This window comes from Acidobacteriota bacterium (assembly GCA_016700075.1).
Taxonomy (GTDB): domain Bacteria; phylum Acidobacteriota; class Blastocatellia; order Pyrinomonadales; family Pyrinomonadaceae; genus OLB17.
The window spans coordinates 748828-773264 of the sequence record CP065000.1 but is presented as its reverse complement, the minus strand read 5'-3'; the positions used below and the strand labels follow the sequence as shown (position 1 = coordinate 773264).

The 24437-nt window shown below is 55.1% G+C and carries 19 protein-coding genes; 6 read left to right on the top strand and 13 right to left on the bottom strand.

The features are described from left to right. Positions 1-62: 62 nt before the first annotated feature. From IPM50_03580 to gcvPA, 8 genes are all read right to left on the bottom strand, one after another. Positions 63-1463: an NAD(P)(+) transhydrogenase (Re/Si-specific) subunit beta gene (locus IPM50_03580; protein QQS33675.1), complete on the bottom strand. Its 1401-nt coding sequence runs from the start codon at positions 1461-1463 to the stop codon at positions 63-65. Further along, positions 1460-3019, bottom strand: coding sequence for a Re/Si-specific NAD(P)(+) transhydrogenase subunit alpha (locus IPM50_03575; GenBank protein ID QQS33674.1), 1560 nt, complete (start codon positions 3017-3019; stop codon positions 1460-1462). The genes IPM50_03580 and IPM50_03575 overlap by 4 nt, the downstream gene beginning before the upstream one ends. A 156-nt stretch (positions 3020-3175) precedes the next feature. Further along, the gene (locus IPM50_03570) at positions 3176-3727 is read right to left on the bottom strand and encodes an ECF transporter S component (protein ID QQS33673.1); all 552 of its coding nucleotides are present in this window, start codon (positions 3725-3727) and stop codon (positions 3176-3178) included. 121 nt (positions 3728-3848) lie between these two features. After that, complete coding sequence (locus IPM50_03565) at positions 3849-4034, bottom strand: type II toxin-antitoxin system HicA family toxin (GenBank protein ID QQS34448.1); 186 nt, start codon at positions 4032-4034, stop codon at positions 3849-3851. Then, positions 4012-4236 (bottom strand): DUF1902 domain-containing protein, encoded by a 225-nt coding sequence (locus tag IPM50_03560; GenBank protein QQS33672.1) that lies wholly within the window; start codon positions 4234-4236, stop codon positions 4012-4014. Before IPM50_03560 ends, IPM50_03565 begins: the two co-directional genes overlap by 23 nt. A gap of 10 nt (positions 4237-4246) precedes the next feature. Further along, positions 4247-5761, bottom strand: a complete 1515-nt coding sequence (gcvPB, locus tag IPM50_03555) for an aminomethyl-transferring glycine dehydrogenase subunit GcvPB (protein ID QQS33671.1) — start codon at positions 5759-5761, stop codon at positions 4247-4249. A gap of 22 nt (positions 5762-5783) precedes the next feature. Next, entirely contained in the window at positions 5784-6002 is a 219-nt protein-coding gene (locus tag IPM50_03550) for a hypothetical protein (GenBank protein QQS33670.1), read from the bottom strand. Positions 6003-6017: 15 nt separating this feature from the next. Then, entirely contained in the window at positions 6018-7343 is a 1326-nt protein-coding gene (gene gcvPA / locus IPM50_03545; protein QQS33669.1) for an aminomethyl-transferring glycine dehydrogenase subunit GcvPA, read from the bottom strand. Between the two features lie 286 nt (positions 7344-7629). Here gcvPA and IPM50_03540 point away from each other — a divergent pair, with 286 nt between their 5' ends. From IPM50_03540 to IPM50_03525, 4 genes are all read left to right on the top strand, one after another. Beyond that, a complete protein-coding gene (locus tag IPM50_03540; GenBank protein QQS33668.1) occupies positions 7630-10317 on the top strand; it encodes a tail fiber domain-containing protein in 2688 nt (895 codons plus the stop codon). A 125-nt stretch (positions 10318-10442) separates the two neighbouring features. Next, entirely contained in the window at positions 10443-13025 is a 2583-nt protein-coding gene (locus tag IPM50_03535) for a tail fiber domain-containing protein (GenBank protein ID QQS33667.1), read from the top strand. After that, entirely contained in the window at positions 13022-13642 is a 621-nt protein-coding gene (locus IPM50_03530; protein QQS33666.1) for a carboxypeptidase regulatory-like domain-containing protein, read from the top strand. The genes IPM50_03535 and IPM50_03530 overlap by 4 nt, the downstream gene beginning before the upstream one ends. A 119-nt stretch (positions 13643-13761) precedes the next feature. Beyond that, a complete protein-coding gene (locus tag IPM50_03525; GenBank protein ID QQS33665.1) occupies positions 13762-15819 on the top strand; it encodes a S9 family peptidase in 2058 nt (685 codons plus the stop codon). Between the two features lie 15 nt (positions 15820-15834). On the opposite strand, the gene gcvH is transcribed toward IPM50_03525, so the two are convergent. The 5 genes from gcvH to IPM50_03500 all read right to left on the bottom strand — a co-directional run bounded on the left by gcvH (position 15835) and on the right by IPM50_03500 (position 20015). Then, positions 15835-16227: a glycine cleavage system protein GcvH gene (gcvH, locus tag IPM50_03520; GenBank protein ID QQS33664.1), complete on the bottom strand. Its 393-nt coding sequence runs from the start codon at positions 16225-16227 to the stop codon at positions 15835-15837. A gap of 5 nt (positions 16228-16232) precedes the next feature. Further along, positions 16233-17357, bottom strand: a complete 1125-nt coding sequence (gcvT, locus tag IPM50_03515; GenBank protein ID QQS34447.1) for a glycine cleavage system aminomethyltransferase GcvT — start codon at positions 17355-17357, stop codon at positions 16233-16235. Positions 17358-17433: 76 nt separating this feature from the next. After that, a complete protein-coding gene (locus IPM50_03510; GenBank protein ID QQS33663.1) occupies positions 17434-18000 on the bottom strand; it encodes a hypothetical protein in 567 nt (188 codons plus the stop codon). Positions 18001-18002: 2 nt separating this feature from the next. Beyond that, entirely contained in the window at positions 18003-18497 is a 495-nt protein-coding gene (locus IPM50_03505; GenBank protein ID QQS33662.1) for a hypothetical protein, read from the bottom strand. A gap of 69 nt (positions 18498-18566) precedes the next feature. Next, on the bottom strand, positions 18567-20015 hold the full coding sequence (locus IPM50_03500; GenBank protein QQS33661.1) for a tetratricopeptide repeat protein: 1449 nt from the start codon (positions 20013-20015) through the stop codon (positions 18567-18569). Between the two features lie 319 nt (positions 20016-20334). On the opposite strand from IPM50_03500, the gene IPM50_03495 reads away from it, so the two are divergent. Together IPM50_03495 and IPM50_03490 are read left to right on the top strand one after the other, a co-directional pair. Further along, on the top strand, positions 20335-21624 hold the full coding sequence (locus tag IPM50_03495; protein ID QQS33660.1) for a Glu/Leu/Phe/Val dehydrogenase: 1290 nt from the start codon (positions 20335-20337) through the stop codon (positions 21622-21624). Between the two features lie 307 nt (positions 21625-21931). After that, positions 21932-24349: a hypothetical protein gene (locus IPM50_03490; GenBank protein ID QQS33659.1), complete on the top strand. Its 2418-nt coding sequence runs from the start codon at positions 21932-21934 to the stop codon at positions 24347-24349. Positions 24350-24437 lie beyond the last annotated feature (88 nt).

Here is a 24437-nt window from a genome sequence, read left to right as displayed (position 1 = left end):
AATAAAGTATATAGGTGAAAAAACGGCCACTCCCCTTTGTAAGGAGTGGAGCACGCTACTGACTAACCCCGCATCGCGGTTAATATCTCGTCCACGACTTTTTTGGCATCGCCGAAGAGCATCAGCGTATTGTCTTTATAGAACAGCGGATTATCAACTCCGGCATATCCGGACGCCATCGAGCGTTTCATCACGACGGTGTTGCGGGCTTCCCACACGTGCAGCACGGGCATGCCGGCGATGGGCGAATTCGGGTCGTCGAGTGCGGACGGATTTACGATGTCGTTCGCGCCGATCACCCACGAAACGTCCGTGCCGGGGAACTCATCGTTGACCTCTTCCATCTCAAAAACGATGTCGTACGGAATATTCGCTTCGGCGAGCAGGACGTTCATGTGACCGGGAAGTCGTCCCGCGACCGGATGAATGGCGAATTTAACTTCTGTTCCGCCGTCTTTCAGGATCTTCACGACCTCGGCTAGCGAGTGCTGAGCCTGCGCGACCGCGAGGCCGTAGCCGGGAACAATGATGAGCTTTTTCGCCTGTTTCAGCATGTCCGCGGTGCTCGCTGCGTCGACCGAACGGACCTCGCCCGCCGGCTGTCCGTCTGCTGAGGCGACCGTGCCGCCTTCGGTACCAAATCCGCCCAGCATTACGCTGATGAACGAGCGGTTCATGCCTTTGCACATGATGTAGCTAAGGATCGCGCCGCTGGACCCGACAAGTGCACCGGTGATGATAAGCAGGTCATTCGACAGCATAAAGCCCGCTGCCGAAGCCGCCCAACCCGAGTAGCTGTTGAGCATCGAAACGACCACAGGCATATCCGCGCCGCCGATCGCCATAACGAAGTGCGCACCCAAAACGAACGTGATCACCGTTGCCGCGATCAAATAAGGATGCCCCGAAGTTCCCGGAGCCATCACGAACATCACGCCCATTGCGATCGTCGCTATCAGCATCAGTAGATTGATGATATGCCGGCCGGGCAGCATCAGCGGCTTGCCCGAAATAGTGCCCTGCAGCTTTGCAAACGCGATAACCGAGCCTGTGAACGTGACCGCTCCAATGCATACGCCGATGAAGATCTCGACCAGCAGCATCGTCGCACCCTCACGCGGTCCGCCCGTCGCGAACTGCGCCTCATACGTGCCGAAGCCGACCAGCACCGCTGCCAAACCTACAAAGCTGTGCAATATAGCGACGAGCTGCGGCATGGACGTCATCTGAACGCGTGCCGCAACCGTAGCTCCGATCAAGGAACCCATGAGTACAACGCCGCCAAGTATCGGCCAGCCGCTCGGGTTCATTGCCGCGACCGTCGCCGCCAGAGCGATCAGCATCCCGATGATGCCGTACCAGTTCCCGCGGCGTGCGGTCTCCTGCTTTGACAAGCCGCCAAGGCTCAAAATAAACAACGCACTCGCGGCGATGTATGCGATTGTGATCAGTCCGGTTTTCATTTTCTAAACATCGCCAACATTCGATTTGTGACCAAAAATCCGCCTGCGATGTTGATCGTGGCGATGAGAACGGCGATGGCGCCGAGGATGGTCGTCAGATTAAGGTCGCCCGAAAGCTGCAGCATGCCGCCGACGAGGATGATGCCGCTGATGGCGTTCGTTACGGACATTAGCGGTGTATGCAGTGCGGGCTTGACGTTCCACACGACCTGGAAACCAACGAAAATTGCCAGCATGAACACAGTAAAATGCGACAGCTTGCTTTCGGGTACGGCATAACCCAATCCAAGCAGAACGAGTCCGACCGCGACGAGGACTAGCGGATTCATGCCTTTCCCTTCGTCCGAGCCGTGAGCGGCCGCTTTGGCCGCGACAGATGCAGAACTCTTCGTTGGAACGCCCGGTTCGGGCGGAGGCGGAGGTGCGGGCATCTCCTTTACAGGGGCCGGCCACAGCATTTTCCCGTCGTGCAAAACGATCGCTCCGCGGACGACCTCGTCCTCGAGGTCGATGTGCAATTGGCCGTTCTCGTCCTGCAGATCCTGCAGTAACGCGGTCAGACAGGCTCCGTAAAGCTGCGATGCCGTCGAAGCCATACGCGACGGCAGGTCCGTGTAGCCGATGATCGTCACGCCTTTGTGCGTGACGACCTTGCCGGGTTCGGTAAGGACGCAGTTGCCGCCTTGTTCAGCGGCGAGATCGACGATCACGGAGCCGGGCTTCATCGATTCGACCATGCCCTGTGTGATGAGTTTCGGTGCCGGCTTGCCCGGAATCAGTGCGGTCGTGACGATGATATCGACCTGCATCGCCTGCTGGGCAAACAACGCCATTTCGGCTTTCAGGAAGTCGTCGGACATCTGTTTGGCGTAGCCGCCCTTGCCCTCGCCCTCTTCTTTAAAGTCGAGTTCGAGAAATTCCGCACCCATTGACGCGACTTGATCTTTTGTAGCAGAACGCGGGTCAAACGCACGCACGATCGCACCCAAGCCTTTCGCCGCACCGATCGCCGATAGCCCGGCGACGCCCGCTCCGATCACGAGCACCTTTGCCGGATCGACCTTGCCGGCAGCGGTTATCTGCCCGGTAAAGAAACGCGGGAAATGATTCGCCGCCTCGATGACCGCGCGGTATCCGGCGATATTTGCCATCGCAGAGAGCGTATCCATTTTCTGTGCACGCGTGATGCGCGGGACGGAATCCATCGCAAAAACGGTCGCTTTCCGTTTTGCCATTTTGTCAACGGTCTCGCGGTTCTGCCCGGGCCAGACAAAGCCGACCAGCCAGCCGCCTTCGCGTATCAGTTCGGCCTCGCCGTCCTCGGGCGGACGCACCTTCAGGATGACGTCGGACGAGGCCCACAGTTCGGCCGCGTCCTCGACGATGGTCGCTCCTGCCTCACGATATTCGCTGTCGATGCAATTGATGCCGTGCCCCGCATGCGTTTCGACCTGAACGTCAAAACCCATTTTCTTGAGCTTCAAGATCGTCTGCGGCGTCGCCGCCACACGCTTTTCGCCCGGATGCGTCTCTTTCGGGATGCCTATAATTGTCATATTTTGAATGAGTTGCGATGCGCCTTTGACAGGAATTTTATTTTGATATGTGGGACGGCGTCAAACAAAGAAGCCCGGTATTATCGCCTTTCGACGAAAACCGGGCTTTGGGGTCGTGAGATCAAGTGCGGAAACAAGGCCGCAAAACATGGAGCACTAAATATTTTCAGACCAATGCGAAACCCACTTATCTGCAAGCATCGGCAGTAGCAGCAATTGAGCAAATGCTGCGGGTATTCCCGGTGCCATCGCGGTGGCCAAATAGCTGCCGAACGATGTCGATATCCACCCGATCATCAACGCCGCAATAAGGAAAATCACGCGGCCGCCGACCAACGAGGCGAGAGCCGAAATTCGCGTCGAAAGCCCGAAAGACTGTCTGGCAAATCCCGCAAGGAAACCGTATGCGGCAAGCTCGAGTGTCATTGCCGGCAGCACTGCGGCGGGCGGCATTCCCGAAACGCCGAAACTCACAAGCGGCGCTGCGATGCCTATCAGCAGGCCCGAACGCCAGCCGTAACATAGCCCCGCGAGTACCACTGGCCAATGCATCGGCAGCAGCCAGCGGACAGGCAGCCCTGTGAGATGTGCGAGCGAAGGCAGAACGAATGCCGCTGATAGAAGCAGAACCGCCTGAACGATCACTGCGTCAGTTTTCAGAGCCGGCAGAACGAGCGGCCGTTGTGTGATGGTGTCGGAATTTGCCATATCTATTGAGTTGTAAAGATAATCTCAGAACCAGCGTTCCTACAAATAATCAGAATTACCTTTTTCGCAGAAACTCTTCGGGATCTATGTCTGCCTGCTTTAGTATTGCTCGCAGAGTACCTTACGGCATATCACCGGGATGATTTGGAATCGTGGTATATCTGTCCGTTTCAGAGGCGAACCAAATTTCGTGACTGCCCGCCGCCTGGCGATGAAATTCAAAGCCGAACTTCTTAAGAATGCGAACGATCTCGCGGTATCTGAAGCCCGAAAGGCGTCCCGTTTCAGACTCCGATAACGAGCGGATAGTCAAAACTATCGGCAAATAGCGGAAGTTCGCCAATTTCACCGTCCTGCGATTCGATCAACTTTTTAGCAACGTCCCTGGCGATCTCAACCGTTTCGGCAATGGTCCTTCCCTGAGCGACGAGCCCTTGAATACTGTCGGATGTCGCCAAATAAACGCCTTCCGGCAGCTTTTCGATATGAAGATTGATCACGCGTTCCATATCCCTTATCCTACGCAGATTTCGTCGAAAATTCCATATCCTGCTTCCAGCGAAGAACCGGTTTGCGTGCCGCGGCGGCTTCGTCGAGCCGTCCGATACGAGTTGAATGCGGAGCGTTGGTTACGAGTTCCGGACTTTCCGAGATCTCGCGGTCGATGCTCTTCATCGCGTCGATGAAAGCGTCCAGATCCGCACGCCCGACCGATTCGGTCGGTTCGATAAGCATCGCACCCTCGACGACAAGAGGGAAGTACACCGTCGGCGGATGGAAGCCGTAGTCGATCAAACGCTTTGCGATGTCGAGCGTGACGACGCCTTTTGCCGATTGATATTTATGCGAAAAGATCGCCTCGTGCATGCAGTCTGCGTCATACGGTTTGTGATAAGTGTCTTTCAGTCTTTCGGCGACGTAGCGTGCATTCAGCACGGCCGTTTCCGTTGCCTCGCGCAAGCCTTCCGCACCGTGAGTATAAATATAAGACAATGCCCGGACCATCATTCCGAAATTGCCAAAGAACGCTTTGACGCGGCCTATCGATTCAGGCAGGTCGTAATTGAGATGGTAGCGATCGCCCGTTTTCTCGACGCGCGGAGTAGGCAGGAATTCGCTGAGTTCAGCTGTGCAGCAGCAAGGGCCGCAGCCGGGGCCGCCTCCGCCGTGCGGCGTCGAAAATGTCTTGTGCAGATTCAAGTGAATAACGTCCACGCCCATATCACCCGGCCGTGCCACGCCGACTAGGGCGTTCATATTGGCACCGTCCATATAGACAAGCCCGCCTGCGGCGTGAATGGTGTCGCAGATCTCGCGGATGTTCTTTTCAAAAATGCCGACCGTGTTCGGATTGGTCAGCATCAGTCCCGCGACGCCGCCTTCATCACATAGCTGACGCAGGTGCTCCATGTCCGTCAATCCTTCGTCGGTCGAGTTGATCGTCTTGACCGTGAAGCCCGCAAGTGCTGCGGACGCAGGATTGGTGCCGTGAGCTGAATCGGGAATGAGCATTACGCGGCGGTCTTTCGATGCCTCGCCGTCGCGTTTGTCTAAGAAAGCACGGATCAGCATCACGCCCGTCATCTCGCCCTGAGCTCCCGCAGCCGGCTGCAGCGAGACGCCGGGCAGGCCGGTGATCTCGGCAAGGTCTTCCTGCAGGCGGTACATCAACTCAAGTGCTCCCTGCGATTCTTCTTCGGGAGCGAGCGGATGAAGATTTGTATAGCCGCCGATGCGAGCCATCTTTTCGTTCAGCCGCGAGTTGTATTTCATCGTGCAGCTTCCGAGCGGATACATTCCGAGGTCGATGGAATAGTTCCACGTTGATATGCGTGTGAAATGCCGTATAACGTCCACCTCTGACACTTCGGGCATGCCGTCCAGATCATCGTCGCGGCGCAGCTCCGTCGGAATGGCGTCCGTTTCGGGCACGTCCAGCTTCGGCAGTCGATAGCCCACGCGGCCGGTCTGCGACCGCTCAAATATCAAGCCCTCATTCTGTGTCGGGTGCTGTGTTACTTTTGTGATGCTCATATCAAATGTCCCCTTTTCGCTTCTATTTGAAAAGCGGAGTAGAGATCTCCTTAAAACAATGCCTGCAAAGATATGCCTCCGGATTAAGTGCTTTTCCGCAATGCGGACATGGCGACAATCCGCGCCAGCGTTCCTTTCGGTCCAATGCCAAATTCTGTGCAACAAATCCCAATCCGATAGTAAGGATAACGGCCATTACTACCGAAAGGCACAAAACTATCTCGAGCGCTCCGAACAACATACGCTCACTGAAAATCTAGCTGAGGGCGGCGATCAGCTTGTCGATGTTTTCCCTCGATGCCGTCTCAGTCACGGCGATCAGAATGTCGTTGTCGTGACCGGAGTAGTATTTCGACAACGCCAATCCGCCGACGATGCCTTTCTCGCGGACGGCTTCCAAAACTTCCGTTGCCGGACGAGGGCCGCGGACGACGAATTCATTGAACGTCGGGGCCGAGAACGGTATCGAAAAGCCGTTGACCTCAGCGATCTTCGTTTTCGCGTAGGCTGCTTTTGCGGCGTTCTGTTCGGCGACCTCTTTAAGGCCTTTTTTGCCCATCGCTTCCATGTAAATGGTGGCGGCAAGTGCGATCAGGCCCTGGTTCGTGCAAATGTTCGATGTCGCCTTTTCGCGGCGAATGTGCTGCTCGCGTGTGGAAAGCGTCAGCACGAAACCTCGATTGCCTTCCTTGTCATACGCGACGCCGCAAAGACGGCCCGGCATCTGGCGGACGAATTTTTCCTGGGTCGCGAAAAAGCCTACGTGCGGCCCGCCGAACGACATCGGAATGCCCCACGACTGGCCTTCGCCCACGACGATATCGGCACCGCACGAGCCCGGCGTTTTCAGTAAACCCAACGAAATAGCTTCGGTTACCGTGACAACAAGCAACGCACCGACCGCGTGTGCGGCGTCGGCAAGTGCCTGCAGGTCTTCGATGCAGCCGAAGAAATTCGGCGACTGCACGACGAGAGCGGCAGTATCATTGTCGAGAGCTTCTAGGCCCGCAACGCGCCCAGTTTCGTCGTAGCCGATCTCAACGATCTCAGTGTCGCCGTGCTGAGCGTAAGTAACCGCAACATCACGGTATTCCGGATGAACCGACTTCGCAACGACGATCTTATTTCGGCGCGTCACACGCTGAGCCATCAGATACGCCTCCGCCATTGAGGTCGAGCCGTCGTACATCGAGGCGTTCGCGACCTCCATTCCGGTCAGTTGGCAGACGAGCGTTTGAAACTCAAATATGTACTGCAGTGTTCCTTGCGAGATCTCGGGCTGATACGGCGTGTAGCTCGTGAAAAACTCGCTCCGCTGGATCAGATGATCGACTATCGTCGGCGAAAAATGCGAGTAAACGCCCGCGCCGAGAAACGACGGTTTCGTCGCTGCTGTGTTCTTTGCAGCCATCTCTTCCAACGCGGCGATCACCTCAGGTTCAGCAAGAGGGTCGGTTACCTTCAGCGGCCTGCCCATTTGAACGTCGGCCGGTATCGAGCGAAAAAGCTCGTCTGCGTTTGAGAGGCCAAGTTCGGCCAGCATTTCCTGTCTTTCTTCAGTTGAATTGGGTATGTATCTCATTAATTTTACCGCGCCGTCTAGCGGCGGGCAGCACTGCTAGATTCCCTACGATAATAGCAAATCGACGTCACTTTCTCGAAAGCTCAGACGGAACACGGGATTTGATATCAAGAATTAGCAAAATTTAAGTATTTCTGTGCAGGCAAAGCCAACTTCTAACGTTCAGTAAGGTATGGAAAAGTTAAGTTGACTATGTTTAAACATCTGATACACTTTTTTTGAGATCGCACTGACAACTTCGTTTCCTGCCGCAAGGCAGATTCTCTGAGGGATTCTGGGAGGGACTATGACACCTATTCGACCATTCGCCGTACAGATAGTGCTGTGCATTCTGTTATTTGCATTTACCTCAAATGCACAATCTACCGAGTTTACCTATCAGGGCCGCCTGCTTGATACGGGGCTGCCTACGACGGGCAGCTACGACTTCGAGTTCAGCCTGTGGGATTCACTTGTTTCGGGAACCCAGCAGGGTTCTACAGTGACCGTAACGGGCGTGGCCGTGACGAGCGGTATCTTTACAGTCCGACTGGATTTCGGCGCGCAGTTTCCGGGAGCAGCGAGGTTTTTAGAAATTTCGGTAAAACCTTCCGGTCCCGGCCCTTTTACTCCGCTCGCTCCGCGTCAGCCGATCACGTCGGGGCCGTATGCGATACGCAGTCTTAATGCGGGCAACGCCGACACGGCAACAAATTCGCTTAACCTCGGCGGAGTGCCGGCGGCCGATTATGTTGTGACAACCGATCCGCGAATGACGGATGCCCGTGACCCGCTGCCGGGCAGTACGAATTATATTCAAAACACGACCTCGCCTCAGCCGACAAGCGACTTCAATATCAGCGGAACCGGACAAGCCAATATATTGCGGGCTGAAACTCAATATAATATTGGTTCCAACAGAGTGCTGAGCATCGCGGGAACGGCCAACCTTTTTTCAGGTGCAGGTGCGGGTGTGAGCAATACAAGCGGCGGGTTCAACGCATTCCTGGGAAACAACGCAGGTAACCTAAACACGACGGGCTCCAGTAACGTTTTCGTGGGAGCGAACGCCGGTACCTCGAACACGACCGGCAATTCGAATGTGTTCGTTGGACGAAACGCAGGTCTGTTCAATGTTTCCGGAGTAAATAATTCCTTTTTCGGATGGAATGCAGGGCAATCCAACACAAGTTCTTCCAATTCTTTTTTCGGCGCGTCTGCCGGTTTCAATAATACCTCCGGATCCGAAAATGTTTTCGTGGGAGCGTCCTCAGGCACGCTGAACACCGCCGGTAATCTGAATACTTTCGTCGGACGCAGTGCGGGGCAATCCAACAGCACCGGGTCCAACAATGCATTCTTCGGAGCCCTCGCCGGCCTCAATAATATTGCAGGTATCAATAACACGTTTGTTGGAACCAACGCGGGCAGGATGAACGTATCGAGCGGAAACACGTTCATCGGGGCGAGTGCAGGCTTTGCAAACACGTCGGGTTCCGCCAACGTTTTCGTTGGAAACAATGCAGGAACGTTAAATACCACTGCTGCAGGCAACACGTTTGTCGGCTCGAGTGCCGGTCAGGCCAATATTACAGGCACCGATAATTCGTTCTTCGGTACCAATGCAGGCTTCTCGAACACGGAAGGCAGTTTCAATACATTTGTCGGCAGCTCATCCGGCGGCGCAAACACAACGGGAGTGTCAAATGCGTTCTTTGGTCTGAATTCTGGCGCTTCGAACACGGCGGGATCCAATAATGCCTTCTTCGGCACAACATCGGGCTTCTCGAACACGACGGGTAACTCCAACGCATTCTATGGCAACGCAGCGGGCTCGGCGAACACCACCGGTAGTTTCAACGCATTCTTTGGTACCTCTGCCGGCCTATTGAACACCACCGGCACCGGCAATGCCTTCTTCGGCAATTCCGCGGGTCAATCGAACACAATAGGCACCGGTAACGCATTCTTCGGCCGCTCAGCGGGACAAAATAACACCACAGGCGCCGATAACGCTTTCTTTGGCACCTCCGCAGGCCAATCTACCACGACGGGCTTCGATAACGCATTCTTTGGCAGGAATGCAGGATTATCGAACACGACGGGCGACAGTAACGCATTTTTTGGCCGGTCAGCGGGCCAGGCTAATACGTCGGGAGATAGCAACGCCTTCTTTGGCAGATTTGCAGGCTTTGCAAATACGACGGGCTTTGCTAACGCCTTCGTTGGCACACAAGCGGGCCAGGCTAACACTACAGGCGATAATAACGCTTTCTTTGGCAGGAGTGCGGGAATTTCGAACACAACGGGCGTAGCTAACGCTTTCTTCGGCTCGAATGCTGGCCCTGCGAACACGACAGGCGGCAATAACGCTTTCTTTGGCAATAATTCGGGCGCAGGGAACACCACGGGAGCTAATAACACTTTCATCGGAGCCAGTTCCAACGCCAGCGCAAACAATCTGACATTCGCCACCGCGATCGGGTCGAATACGATCGTTATGGCGAGCAGTCAAATTCAGCTTGGCCGTAACGGGTTGGATACGGTCAGGATCGGAACACTGGCCGCCGCCACCGCAACAAATGTGTGCATAAACGCTTCGAACGTGCTCGCAGTATGTTCATCGAGTGCCCGGTATAAAGAGAACATACGGCCTTTTAATGGAGGATTGGATCTTGTAAACAAGCTGCGGCCGGTAACTTACGACTGGATCGAAGGCCAGGCGGCAGACCTCGGCCTCATCGCCGAAGAGGTCGAAAAGGTCGAGCCGCTACTCGTCACCCGCAACGAAAAAGGCGAGATACAGGGCGTGAAATACGACCAAATAACCGTCGCGCTGATCAATGCGGTCAAAGAGCAGCAAACTGAGATTGACGTCCAGCGTTCGGCTATCAGCCGTCAGCACTCAGTGATCGAACTTCAGCAAAAGCAGATCGACGCGTTAAAGAAGATCATTTGTTCGCAGGATCTGAAAGCTGAGATCTGTAAGCCTTGAGCAATGGAAAAAGTACAAGAAGCTTTTGCGATGCAGCCACTGTTCGGGGATCAGACACCGAGTAATGTCAAAAAAGTTAAACGGGCAATGGCCTAACTTAATTCAATACTTGTTGGAGGTACTTTATGAAGCAAACAAAAGACCACGTTACTATGATCGGTATGGCAGTATTGCTTATGGTGGTTCTCTTAGCCGCCGGCGGTTCTGCTCAGACAACGGAGTTCACATATCAGGGGCGGCTCCTTGATACAGGGCTGCCGACGACCGGCAGCTATGATCTCGAATTCAGCTTGTGGGATTCGCTGGTTTCGGGCACACAGCAGGGCCCGACGCAGACCATAACGGGCGTTGCCGTAACAAGCGGTATCTTTACCGTGAGGCTTGATTTCGGCGCACAGTTTCCTGGGGCGGCGAGATTTTTGGAGATCGCTGTCAAACCTTCGGGTCCGGGACCATTCACTCCGCTCGCACCGCGGCAGCCGATCACGTCGGGGCCGTATGCGATACGAAGTCTTAATGCGGGCAGTGCCGACTCGGCGGATTCGCTCTCCGCGGGTTGCGTCGGGTGCGTATCTGCTGCACAGATCGGCAGCGTGAACGGCAGTGCTGTAACGGGCACCATACCTGTTTCAAGCGTTCCGGCGGGAAGCGACAACTATATACAGAACTCGACGGTGACGCAGCCGTTGAGCGATTTCAACATTAGCGGAACCGGCACGGCAGATATTTTCAGCGCCGGAACCCAATACAATATCGGCCTGGATCGTATCCTGAGCAATCCCGGTACGTCGAACCTATTTGCCGGTGCCGAGACCGGCTTTTCTAACACGACCGGAAGTCAAAATTCATTTTTTGGGCGTGGTGCAGGGTTTGCGAATACGACAGGTACGGGCAACTCATTTTACGGATCCAACTCGGGTCACCTGAACACAAGCGGAGATGAAAACTCCTTTTTCGGCTCCAATTCCGGGTTTGCGAATACATCAGGAATCGCCAATTCTTTCTTTGGAAGGAGTTCAGGTGTTTCAAATACCACAGGGGGCGCCAATTCCTTCTTTGGGCACTTCGCCGGCTTTTCTAATACGACCGCCGGCAACAATTCATTTTTTGGCCGCCGTGCCGGCTATGCGACCACGACGGGTGGCGGCAATTCTTTCTTCGGAGCTTTATCAGGCCAGTCCAATACAACGGGTTTCGGCAATTCGTTCTTTGGACTCTTGTCCGGCTCGGCCAATACGACCGGCAACGACAATTCTTTTTTTGGAGTTGAATCAGGCAGAGACAATACGGGCGGCACAGATAATGCCTTCTTTGGAGCCCGATCAGGCCAATTGAATACGACCGGCAGCGCCAATTCCTTTTTTGGCCGGTCTTCAGGATTTAACAACACAATCGGGGCAAACAATGCATTTTTCGGCTCAAATTCGGGGGCTTCGAATATCGATGGCGGCAGCAATGCCTTTTTTGGAGCATCTTCAGGACGATTTAACACCTCGGGCTCCGGCAATTCTTTCTTTGGCTCTGCATCCGGAGAGGCGAATACTACGGGAATAAGCAATTCCTTTTTTGGCTTCTTGTCCGGCGCGGTCAATACTACCGGCAACGAAAACTCATTCTTTGGACACTCGTCGGGTGTTTTCAACAATACGGGCTTCAACAATGCGTTTTTCGGCTCTAGTTCGGGATACTATAACACGACTGGCTCCAACAATTCCTTTTTCGGCCGGGCGTCCGGTTTTAACAATACCGTTGGGATAAGCAATGCCTTTTTTGGCACCTCCGCTGGCGCATCGAACACGACCGGCAGCTTCAACGCTTTTTTTGGTAGGAGTGCAGGCCAAGCCAACACGACCGGCGACCAAAATGCTTTCTTTGGCGCGTTTGCGGGCGTCTTGAACACGGTCGGATCGAACAACGCTTTCTTTGGCTCAAATTCAGGTGGGGCGAACACGACCGGCGCCCGCAACTCTTTTTTTGGCACGAGTGCAGGCCAATCGAACACGGACGGCAACTTGAACGCTTTCTTTGGCACGAGTGCTGGCCAATTTAACACGACCGGCGTTGAAAACGCTTTCTTCGGCGAGGCTGCAGGCCGAGCGAACACGACCGGCGACAGCAACTCTTTCTTTGGCACGGGTGCAGGTTTGGCAAATACAACCGGCAGTAAAAATACTGCTGTTGGCATTGACGCGGACTTCATCGCCAACAATCTGACCAATGCCACTGCGATCGGGGCCGGTGCTGTTGTTGACGCAAGCAATCGTGTTCAGCTCGGACGAGAGTTCTTCGACACAGTACGGATAGGGGCTTTGGCAACGGGCACCTCGACAAATCTGTGCATAAACGCTTCGAACGTGCTCGCAGTATGTTCATCGAGTGCCCGGTATAAAGAGAACATACGGCCTTTTAATGGAGGATTGGATCTTGTAAACAGGCTGCGGCCGGTAACTTACGACTGGATCGAAGGCCAGACGGCAGACCTCGGCCTCATCGCCGAAGAGGTCGAAAAGGTCGAGCCGCTACTCGTCACCCGCAACGAAAAAGGCGAGATACAGGGCGTGAAATACGACCAGATCACGGTCGCTCTGATCAATGCGGTCAAAGAGCAGCAGACGTTGATCGAAAGGCAGCAGAAGCAGATAGATGCGCTGAGGAAGACGGTATGCAAGCAAACCCCGACAGTCGAAGGCTGCAAGGAGGAGAAATGAGAACAGTTGTCAGTTGTCGGTGGTCGGACGGGACGCAGGCTGCCAGCCTGCATCCCGGTCGCGGTCGATCGCGTCAGTTATCAATGGCCGGTGGTCAGTGGTCAGTCGGAAAGGTCCTCATTTTGATCGCTCTGTGTCTCGGCGTCTCTGCGGTGGAAAATGCGGCCCAGACCGGCGGGCCGTATGACCTGTCGCACAATGTTATCGCGACCGGCGGCGGATCGAATTCGACCGGCGGAGCTTTCAGCATCAGCGGCACGGCCGGTCAGCCGGCGGCGGGCGTTTCGTCAACAAGCGCTCCGCCTCAATTCGACCTGCACGGCGGATTTTGGTTTCAGAACCTTGCGCCGACCTCAGCGGGCGTTTCGATAACGGGACGCGTGACGACTGCCGCGGGCAACGGCATACGCGGCGTTCGTTTGATCCTGACAGCTCCGGACGGAACGCGCCGGTCTGCGACCACGACGACGTTCGGTTATTACGCGTTTGACGGCTTGCCGGCCGGTAATACTTACGTTCTTGAGATCTCGGCAAGGCAATTTGTATTTGCAAATCCCTCCCGCGTTTTCAGCCTGCAGGATCACCTGACAGGCATGGACTTCTCGGCAATGCCGTGAAGATAATTCATCCGAAAATATTCGGCTGGCTTAGCAAACGCGGCCAGCCGTTTTTTCTGCGATTTGAAAAACCCGGGGCTTCCGCTTAAACTTTCCGAACGTCTTCCGTTGTTAAAAATATGATAAACAAACTGCGCTACTCGTCCATCGTCGTCGTCTTTGCATTTGCGGCGTTTTTCGTTCCTTTCGTTCCGGCACAGGCCGAGCAAAAGCCGAGCCCGACCCCCGAAGCTACGCCGCCGCGTGCGAAGGACGGCAAAAAGCTGCTTACGGCGATGGATCTGCTGAGCATTAAAGGTGTCGGCAGTCCGCGTATCTCGCCGGACGGCTCACGTGTGGTTTACACGCTCTCTGAAACAAAGACGGAGAAAGACAAGGAATGGAAAGCGACGACGCACGTTTGGGTCGTGCCGACCGCGGGCGGCGGTCCGCGGCAATTCACACGCGGTGATAACAGCTGCACTTCGCCCGAATGGACGCCCGACGGCAAGATGATCGCATTCCTGACCGACCGAGAAAAGGCGGGCGAGCGTCAGGTCTGGATGATGCACGCGGACGGCGGCGAAGCCTGGGCCGTAACTTCGCAGAAGGGCGGAGTCAGCGGATTTCGGATCTCGCCCGACGGCAAGAGTCTGCTATTTACCGCGACCGATCAGCCGACAAAGGATGAGGAAGATCGAAAACGGCTGAAAGACGACACGATCCTTATCGATCAAGACCTCAAAATGACGCATCTATGGCATTTTGATATCGAGAAAAAGGAAGCCAAGCGTCTGACTGAAGGATCGTTCACAATAAGCGATCCCCAGTGGTCGCCGGACGGCACGCAGGCCTCGTTCACCGCGCGTCCTACGCCAAAAGCCGACGACGGCGGCCTCGCCGAAGCGTGGATACTGAATATCGCAACCAATGAAAAACGCAAGGTCGAAGACACGCCGGGTTCGAGCGATTCGGTCCGCTGGTCGCCTGACGGCAAATGGCTTGCTTACACAGGCGGACGGACGATGGGCGACGGTGTGGCGACAACCTTTCTTTACGTGATCTCTGCCGCGGGCGGTACGCCGCGTGAGGTTTCGACGAATTTTGACAACAACGTCGGTCAGGCTTTTTGGTCACGCGACGGCAGGTCGATCTATTTTAGTTCCAATGCATTTCAGACGGTCGAAGCATTTTCGATCAACATCGAAAGCGGCGCTTTCACTCAACTCACCCGCGGCGGCGGCACGCTTGCCATCGCCGACATAAGCCGCGACGGGCAGACCGTCATCGGCACGTCGTCTACGGCCAACCGCCCGAATGAACTTTTCGCGGCGAACGTAAACTTCAACAACGTGCGAAGCATTACCGACCACAACGCGTGGCTCCGCGACTTTTCGCTTGGCGACACAGAGATAGTCCGTTGGAAGAGCAAGGACGGCATGGAGATCGAAGGCGTTCTCACAAAGCCCGTCGGCTACACGAGCGGTAAGGTCCCGTTCCTTATTAACCCGCACGGCGGTCCGACGGCGGCCTCGCTGAACAATTTTAACGGGCTCGTTCAGGTGCTCGCGGCGAATGGTTTCGCGGTTCTGCAGCCGAATTTCCGAGGTTCGACGGGACGCGGGCTCGCATTTGCCCAGGCGAACAAGAACACATGGGGCAAAGGCGACTATGACGACTGCATGACCGGCGTCGATCATCTGATCGCACGCGGACTTGCCGATCCCGACAAGCTGGGTGCCCTCGGCTGGTCGTACGGCGGTTACATGACGTTCTGGATGTTAACGCAGACCGACCGTTTCAAGGCCGTCAGCCCGGGAGCCGGATTGACGAACATCTATTCGATGTATTCGCAGAACGACATTCAGCGGTATCTGCGTTGGTTCTATGATGACAAGTCTCCGTGGGACGCGACCGAATTGTATTGGGACCGCTCGCCGATGAAATACATTAAGAACGTCAAAACGCCGACGATGATAATGCACGGGCAGAGCGACACGCGAGTGCCGATCGCACAGGCGCAGGAATTCTATATGGCATTGAAAGAAATGAAGGTGCCAGTCGAATTTGTCGTGTATCCGCGGGCGGGACACGGCATTACCGAACCGCGGCATGCGGTTGACCGCGTAAGGCGGTATGTCAGGTTCTTTGCGAAATATCTTGACACGCCGGTCCTTACCGAACCGGCGGTCAAGTAGAGGAGTTAGGCAGAATTAGTGGTCGATGCCTTCGAGGTATTCTTCGTACTCGGCGGCTGACATCATGCCGTCAGCGTCGCCGGGATTGTCCATTTTGATCTTGATGAACCATGCGTCGCCATAAGGGTCGCCGTTCACCTTTTCGGGCGTGTCGTTCAGTCCGTCGTTCACGGCAGTGACCTCGCCCGCGACCGGCGTGAAGACCTCAGAAACCGCCTTAACGGATTCTACCGAGCCGAACGATTCATGCGCGCCGAATTTGTCGCCTACACGCGGCATATCGATGTAAACCACATCGCCCAGCGAATGCTGCGCATAATCCGTGATGCCGATGGCCGCGACGTCACCTTCGACGGCAACCCACTCGTGATCTTTGCTGTAACGTAAGTTTTCGGGAATGTTTGACATAGATCTTATTTAGAATTCCTTTTATAAAAGGGTGTTGGTACGACCTCGGCGGCGACATGCCGGCCTCTCACATCAATTTTAATTTCCTGTCCCGGTTTTGCAAACTCCGGCGGCAGGAACGCGAGGCCGATATTCTTCTTCAAAAATGGTGCGGGCGAGCCGCTGGTGACAACACCGCACTTTTCACCGTTGACATAAACGTCGAAACCGTCGCGCCCGATGCCCGGCTCTTTCATTTCAAAGCCGGCAATCTTGCGGGAAAGGCCGTTCTGCTTTTGCTCCGCCAAAATGTCGCGGCCGATGAAGCCGCCTTCTTTATCCAGCTTGGTTATCCAACCGAGACCCGCTTCAAGCGGCGAGATGTCGTCGCCGAGCTCGTGCCCGTATAGCGACATCGCGGCCTCGAGCCGAAGCGTATTCCTTGCCGCGAGCCCGCAGGGAAGTATGCCGTCATCCTCGCCGAACCGCCCTGCTTCGAGCATCGTATTCCATAGCTGTTCGGCAAATTCCGGAGCGGCGTAAACCTCAAATCCGTCCTCGCCTGTGTAGCCCGTCCTCGAAATGATCGCATCTACGCCGTCAACTTGGCCCTCGGTGAACCAATAGTATTTTATCTGCGACAGATCGGTCTCCGTCAGTCCCTGCAGAATGGCTGTCGCTTCCGGCCCCTGGATGGCGATCTGGCAAAAATCTGCCGAAGCGTTCCTCAGGCCGACGTCCTCGTGTTCCGAATGGTGAGACTTGATCCAAGCCCAATCCTTGTCCGTCGTGCCTGCGTTAACGACCAGAAGCAGCTTATGGCTATTAAAACGATAAACGAGCAGGTCATCGACAACGCCGCCGTCCTTGTTGGGCATGCAGGAATAATGAGCCTGGCCGTCCTCGAGCTTCGAAACGTCGTTCGTCGTGAGGCGGTTCACGAAACTGATCGCGTCAGGGCCTTCAACCCAGATCTCGCCCATATGCGAAACGTCAAACAGGCCGCTTCGTGTTCGGCAGCGGTTATGTTCCTCGATCACGCCTGCCGAGTATTGGACCGGCATGTCCCAGCCGCCGAAATCAACCATCTTACCGCCGAGCGCACGATGCGCGTCATTGAGCGGGGTCTTTTTGAGTACGCCTTCTGTCATAATCATCATTGTCCGACCAAACCGTGAGGTTTTCAAACCGGCAGAGCAGACAAAGATAAGTTTTAATGTTCTATTCCTATTTAGAGGGCGGCGGCAGTTTTGAAAGCGAAGCGATCACTTCGTCGCACATTTCCATCGTCGCCGACAATTGAGCAATATCATCAGCCGAAGATGACCGGTCTATCTCGGCGGCGAGGGCAGGCCTGTAGCGAGCAGCGGCCGCAGCGAGTTCACGCACGGCCTTCGGGAAAAGCTTCGACATCGTCTCGCCTTTTTTCTTGCTGCTCTCCTCGATAACGGCAGAATTCGGGCGCTCCGAAAGATTGTCAATGTCATCGATCGCCTTCTGCATTATCCGCCTTATGTCGCGGATCAGTTCACTCTTCGTTCCCGTCGGCATCGGCCCCCAATCGCCCGACTTCTTTTTGGCTTCTTTCGGCGGTGACACGTTGACATTCATGACCTCGAATCGCCGGTCCATCGCCTTTACCAGAACTGCGATACGTTCGTCGATCTGCTGTGCGTCGCGGATGATCTCGATCTCCTCGGGCGTGAAATAATCCCGTTGAGCGGCTGCCGGCATCGCGGAGACCGCTGCGAGAAAAAGAATGCCTGCAAAAGCAGAAAAGACTTTCTTGTACATAACTAGTTTGGCCTTCGGACGGGAACGATGGTTTCGCTGAACATTGGATCGAGGGCACGCGACCTTGCCTCGCGCATCACGCGTATCAGCCTTCTAATGTAGGGCTCGTAGTCCGTAGGAGCACTTCGCCGCAGCAACTCCAACCGCGGAAAAAATCCCCTGATACCGATCTCGAACCGCTTCAGGTTGTCCAAAACGGATTTTGCCTTGAGGTCCTGTTTTTCCAAATGTTCGATGCCGTTCAGTGCAAGGGCATGAAAGGGGCCGAGTTCGGCAAAGACGGCATCGAAATTGGCATTGCTGCTATGCCGCTCCGCTGCCTTGAGACGCGCGTCCATCAGTTCTATGATGAGCCGCGTCCTGGCACGCAGGTCCTTGGCCTTGGCTAGTTGATCACTCTCTGCAACTGAAAACAGCAATTCCGGCGGCGGAGCACCTTCAATGGGGTCATCGTCCTGTGCCGGCACGGAACCGGCCGAAGCGAAAACGGCGCACATTAGTAGGACAGAGCAGCTAAGCCTCCGTACATATCTGCTGATAGTTGTTTCGCAAACAGTCTTCATCCGTTAGTTCCTTCGTTTGCCTTTGCCTTCTTTAACCAGCTTTGCCAATTGCGGCAACCGGATCTCCGCCTGCAATATCTCTTCGGCATTTTGACCGCGGTCCGCGTACTTCAGGAAAAGATTGTAATTCGCCGCGGCGTCGGCGTATTCGGTCATCTCGTCGTGTATGATGCCCAAAAAATAGTATGCGATGGGCGATGTCGGCCGCTCATCTGCAAGTTTTCGAAATTCTGCCAACGCTTCATCATGCCGCTTCAGTTTGAAAAGGGCAGTTGCGAGATTTGCGCGTGCGGTGTAGTTCTTGGGCTCAGCGGCAGCCGATTCCCTGAGGACCGAAACTGCCGGCTCATATTGTTTGGCCTGAACTAAGGCCGCTCCAAGTCCGATACGAAGGTCATTTCTCGCCGGAGCGGCTTCCATGCCGCGTTGGCAGAACACTATCGCCTTGGCAGCATCGGTGACCCGATACGCATTGCAAAGCGCTGCCAAAATGTCCACGTCATCCGGCTCGGATTCCAACTCCTTCTCCAGCAGCGACGCAGAGGTTGACTTAAGCACACGTATCTTCTTCGCCAGCGACTCGGCTTCAGATGTTCTTTCATTCAGTTGTTTGAGAAGGTTCTCGGCGTCGTCCAATCGCCCTTCGGCAGCAGCGATGCGTGCATTCAGCAGCAGAATGCGATCATCGGAAATACCTGTCGAGCGGAGCTTCGCAAATGCGTCCTTTGCCAATTCTGCATCGCTCTGCTCGATGCCGATCTCGATAAGAAGGTAATAAGCGGATCGGAAGCCTTTATCGATCTCGGCAGAGCGGGCGGCGCTCTTGCGTGCCTCGTTCGTTTTTCCCAAGGCTCTTTCTAAAGCCGCACGTGCACACCAGATCGCAGCGGTCGGATTCGCTTTTTCAGACAGATCGACGGTCCGAACGAGTATCTTTTCCAATTCACTCTTAGGGGCTTTGGATCTGATCAAAATCTCCGCAAGCGTCGCAATTGCCGGCGGATTCTGTGGGTCGATCTCGAGAGCCTCAGTGATCAGAGTTCTCGCTTCGGCTATCTTGCCGTCAGATACCAAAAGGGAAGCGAGCGAGGTCATTGCGAGCGTCCAATCCGGACGCAGTTCTACTGCTTGACGGAAATTCGCTTCGGCATTGCGGATGTCGCCTTTCGCCTGCTGTAGAGTTCCGAGCTGATATAGTGCTTCCGGAAATTCCGGCAGCTTTTCTATAGCCTTCCTGTAAAATTCTTCAGCCTCGCGCAGTTCGCCTTTCGAGTGGCGGTCCTGACCCATTTCGAAAAGCTCGATCGCCTCGGCCACGTCGTCGTCTTGTGCTGCGGCCGTCGTTGCGGTCCATCCGACCGCAAACGCGAACAGTATTAATAACGCTGCGACGCGATACTGGTGTATAGCGCCAGATGCCGTTTGGCCGATTGCGTAAATTACCTTTTGCACTCTCAGAAAAATCTTAACATCGCGAAAAAATCGCGTGCAATGCGGTCGATATTCAAATTCGGGTGCCTTTCGCACCGCAGTCATTTGCACGACCTTTTAAGGGTAAGTTAATATCTTGCGAAAGACCGCCGAGACGGCTATGCAATTCCTGCCTCTAGTGCAATCATCTTTACAAGAGCATTTTGCGATAACGTGTCCCGAAACGCGGCGCGGTTCGCACAGTTTTGTTACGATGCCGAAACGGTGAGTCTTTGTTGGTCGGCAATGGAATTTATCTGAATAGTACAAACTATCTTTAAGAACTGATCGGAGATTTTTTATGGCAAATCCAATGGCGGATGAGATGAGGCGATTCCGCGGAAGTGACGAAAAGAACCCTTTCGAGGCAATGAGCGAAAGGTTTGACCGTGCGGCACAGCTTTTGGGTCTGGACCCTGACCTCTATGCGGTCATGCGAGTTCCGAGCCGCGAATTAAAGGTTTATATCCCGGTGAAAATGGACACCGGCCACATACAGGTATTTGAGGGCTTTCGTGTTCAGCACAATTTTGCTCGAGGCCCCGCAAAAGGCGGTATTCGGTATGCTCCGGATGTTTCGCTCGATGAGGTTAAGGCCCTTGCCGCATGGATGACGTGGAAATGTGCGGTCGTCAATGTTCCGTTCGGCGGCGGCAAAGGTGGGATCATCTGCGATCCGCGTCAGATGTCGCTGGGTGAACTCGAACGGCTGACGCGCCGTTACACCGCTGAGCTGATCGATTTCATCGGGCCTGACAAGGACGTCCCTGCTCCGGACATGAATACCAACGAGCAGACGATGGCGTGGATCATGGATACGTACTCCATGCATTCGCGCCACACGGTCACCGCTGTGGTGACGGGCAAGCCGGTCGCCCTCGGCGGATCGCTGGGACGACGCGAGGCGACGGGCAGAGGCGTCATGTTCACTGTCAACGAGGCCATCAAGCGATTCAACCTGACGCCGCAGCAAACGTCTGTCGTCGTACAAGGCTCAGGTAACGTCGGCGGCATCGGTGCGGAGTTGATGTACGAGGCCGGCTACAAGATAACGGCGATATCTGATATTTTCGGCGGTATCTATAACAGTAACGGTCTCAATATCCCGCAGGTCATGGAATACCTTTCAAAGAACAAGACGCTTGAGGGCTACACAGAGGCTGATCATGTGGACAACAAGGCATTGCTGGAGATCGAATGCGATGTTCTGGCTCCTTGCGCCACCGAGAATCAGATCACCAGCGAAAACGCGGATCGCATTCGGTGCAAGATCCTTGCCGAAGGAGCTAACGGCCCAACCACGCCGAAGGCAGATAAGATATTGCATAATAAGGGCATCTTCGTCATTCCCGACATTTTGGCGAATGCCGGCGGTGTTACGGTTTCGTACTTCGAGTGGGTTCAGGACCGCATGGGCTATTTCTGGCCGGAACGCCAGGTAAATGAAAGGCTTGAAGAGAAAATGGTGGCGAGTTTCAACGAACTCTGCCACTATGCGGAAAAGCACGACGTTGATACCCGAACCGCGGCCTATATGCTTGCCATCGACCGTGTGGCATACGACACACGGATGCGCGGCATCTATGCTTAAGGCGTGACGGGCAAAGTGTTGAAAGCACTTGATTTTCGAATCAAGTTGCGTTATCTTTTGTCGAGGTTTAGGTTGGAGGAATCGCGCTGTCAGCGTTGACTTTCTCCGCCCTAAAGCGGTATAAGTAAGTCGTTAGTAGTGTTTTTTTAGCTTGGGCGCATATTGAGAAGCGGTCGTTCGCGGTTTCGTTTTTTCTTTGAAGAGTGCGCATAATACAAATGGAATCTGGGGTGTCGTTCATTATGACCGAATGCATCTACAGATAAGGAATTGAAACGAATTATTATTTTGTTAGCGGAGGAATGTGATGAAACTCGCTAGGTATGCGTCTCTTGCGGCGCTTTTGATGTTTACGCTCGTCTTTGCGGTGTCGGCTCAGCCGAGACCCGCCAGTGACGACCGCAATACCGCTCCTACAGTAGGAACGGGCGGTCCGGTCGGTGGCCCGACGGGCTTGTTCACGGTTTATGATGCTCAAACGCTTCGCCGGGGTGAATACACTCTCAGCATGGCGTACAGCAACTATGACAGGGATCCGGGCAATGCGGATTTCACCACGGTGCCTCTGAGCTTCCAGGTCGGTCTTCACGATCGGTTCGAAATGTTCTTCACCACCGAAGGATGGCGCGGCGTTAAAGTAAACAGCCCGCGGAACCTTTCGGGATTCTACCTGCCTAACTCGCAGGTCAGGATCGGTGCAGGCTGGACGACTCCGCCGGCGATTGTTCTCGCTCCGAATGGGCCGGGTGCGAATCCGTATATCAACACGGCGATCTTCAGACCGACGGGAGCTCCTTTCACGCAGTTCCCTTACACCGGCGGAAGCATCGGCACGCTCGGATTTAATCCTCCGTTTTTCTCAGGCCCGGCATTCGGTTTCCCTGCGGGCACCAATGCACTTCTCGGACCGCCGCGTCCGGGCGGCGCGTCTGATATGTTCCCCGGTGTCGGTTCGATCTATGGCAGCCTTCTGCCGGGCATCGTGCTGACCACCAATACGCTTCAACTTCCGAATGGCGGCCCCGGCGGCGAAGGCCCTGTCTCGTTCTCGTCAGCTCCGACCTACCTGCCGGATGCTCCGTTCATCAACCGCACCTACGGAACCTCGGCCTTTAACCATATGGCCGTCGGTTTCAAATGGCGTCTGAACAGCAACAACAGTGCGTGGGGCCACGGTATCAGCGCGTTCTATCGCTGGCAGCCTGACAAGGCGACCGGTTTCTCCGGCTTTAACATGATGCAGCGTGGTTCTGGTTCAGGTTCGGACTGGGGCGATATCGGCATCAACTATTTCATAGGTGCTCGTGCCACGAAATGGGCTGAGGTCTCGTTCAACGCAGGCTACGTTTATACGTCCAAGTCGAAAGGAACTTTTGGCGGAAACGAATTCACGATCCTCGACAACCCTGATGAACTTCAGTTCGCTGTCGGTGTTGACTTTCCGGTCAACAAGTACTTCCAGCCGATCCTTGAGTTCCGTGCTCTGCACTACGTAGGCGGCCGTACACCAAACGCTCTCGAGAACAACCCGTATGACGGCCTCGCCGGTTTCCGTGTGTTCCCGCGTAGATGGTTCGGTTTCGGTGCTGCATACAGGCATCACTTCAATCAGCAGGATGCTGACCGTTTCAGCGACAATTCTGCTACGACGGGCGTGACGCTCCTTTGCAGCCAGCTTTCAACGGTAGGCTGCCAGCCGACCGTGGTCTTTCGCCAGTTCAACGGCGTTCCTCCGGGCCTCGCCACGTCGAACGATCCGCACGGCTTTATCGGCCAGTTCTGGATCGGACGCCGTGAGAAGCGTGCTGAGGCAGTTGCCAACGTTCCTGCTAACGTCGATGCTGTCAACCTGAGCGATGAGACCATCGTTCTGCCGTGTCCTCCGGGAACGCGTTCGCGTTCGGGCAACTGCGGCGAAAGCGCGATGATCAACGTTTCGACCTCGGCATCTGATGCTGAGAATGACGTTCTCACTTACAACTACACGGTTTCGGGCGGACGCATTGTCGGCTCCGGAGCTAACGTTCAGTGGGATCTCGCAGGAGCTCAGCCGGGCACCTACACGATCACTGCAGGCGTTGACGACGGTTGCGGCATCTGCGGTCGCACGCAGACCCGCACCATCCGCATCGTTGAGTGTACTGACTGTGCACCGGTATGTGCTTGCCCGACCATTTCGGTCAGCGGCCCGTCCGGCTTGACAGCACCTGGTGACGTTATGACCTTTACGGCCAGCGTCAGCGGTGATGTCACGTACAGCTGGTCAGTTTCTGCCGGCGAGATCATCTCCGGTCAGGGAACTCCGAGCATCCGTGTTCAGACGACCCGCGACATGGCAGGCCGCAACGTGACCGCTACGGTCACCATTGGCGGACTCGATCCGAACTGCAACTGTGCTACGACCGACTCTGAAACGGCAGGCGTCGCTACCAAACCGGAAGCAAGCCTCGTTGACGAATTTGGACGTGCGGTTGATGACGTCGTCAAGGCCAGTGTTGACAACTTCTATATCCAGTTGAACAACAACCCGACGGCACAAGGCTACATCATCAACTACGGCACCCCGGCACAGATCCGTGCACGCCGCACTCAGATCATGAAGGCGATCAACTTCCGCCGTTATGACGCGAGCCGTGTGGTATTTGTTGACGGACCGAACACCGGAGCCGGCGTAAATACGAAGTTCTACCTCGTACCTGCCGGTGCTGACGTTCCGCAGCCGTAATGTCACGGTAACCTTCTCACCGCTTAAGCGGTGTGCTTAAACTGAAGAACGGCCGAGGCGGCCATCACCCAGCCTCGGCCGTTTTTTT